2 protein-coding genes are annotated in these 867 nt (G+C 69.9%); both read left to right on the top strand.

The window, feature by feature from the left end; translation table 11 throughout:
* Window positions 1-560 (top strand): trehalose-6-phosphate synthase (locus AC1DWF_RS33180; protein ID WP_476842752.1); only part of this gene is annotated, 560 nt, incomplete at its 5' end.
* A gap of 62 nt (window positions 561-622) precedes the next feature.
* Window positions 623-867, top strand: a 245-nt coding sequence (locus tag AC1DWF_RS33185; RefSeq protein ID WP_476842753.1) for an NIPSNAP family protein, incomplete at its 3' end; no start/stop codon positions are given.

Genomic DNA, 867 nt, shown 5'->3' on the forward strand with positions numbered 1-867 from the left:
ACCCGCAGCACCGCGGCAAGGTGACCTTCCTCCAGGCCGCGCCGATCTCGCGGGGGGAGGTGGCGCAGTACCGCATGCTCCGCCGCGAGATGGACGAGCTGGTGGGCCGCATCAACGGCGAATACGCCGAGGTCGACTGGGTGCCGTTGCGCTGGACCACGCGGCCCATCCAGCGGCGGACGCTCGCGGGCTTCCTCCGCATGGCCGACATCGCGCTGGTGACGCCGCTGCGCGACGGCATGAACCTCGTGGCGAAGGAGTTCGTCGCGGCGCAGCCGCCGGAGGATCCCGGCGTGCTCATCCTCTCGCACTTCGCCGGCGCGGCGCGCGAGATGGAAGGCGCGGTGAAGGTGAACCCCAACGACCCCGACGAGATCGCGGAGGCGCTGGACCTCGCGATCAACATGCCCGTCGCCGAACGCCGCGAGCGCTGGCGGATGGATTTCGACCGGCTCGTCGAGGCCGGGGCGAGCGGCTGGTCACGCGCCTTCCTGACGCGCCTGAACCGGCCGGAATTCTCGTCGAACGGATCGGCGGAGGACGACGGCGCGGAGACGTAAGCCGCCGCCTTCCGCGATCGGCGACGGCGCGGTAGCGTCCCCGGGTCAAAAGGGGACACGCCATGATCGTCGAAGAGCGCATCTACACCATGCATCCGGGCCAGATCGGCCACTACGTGAAGGCCTATGCGGCCGAGGGGCTGGCCATCCAGAAGCCCATCCTGGGCCGGCTCGTGGGCTACTACACGACCGAGTTCGGTCCGCTGAACCAGGTCATCCACATGTGGGCCTATGAGAGCCTGGCCGAGCGCGCCGAGCGCCGCACCGCCCTCTTCGCCAGCCAGCCCTGGCTCGACTACCTCGGCAA

It is taken from the genome of Aminobacter sp. P4_D5, assembly GCF_056401815.1.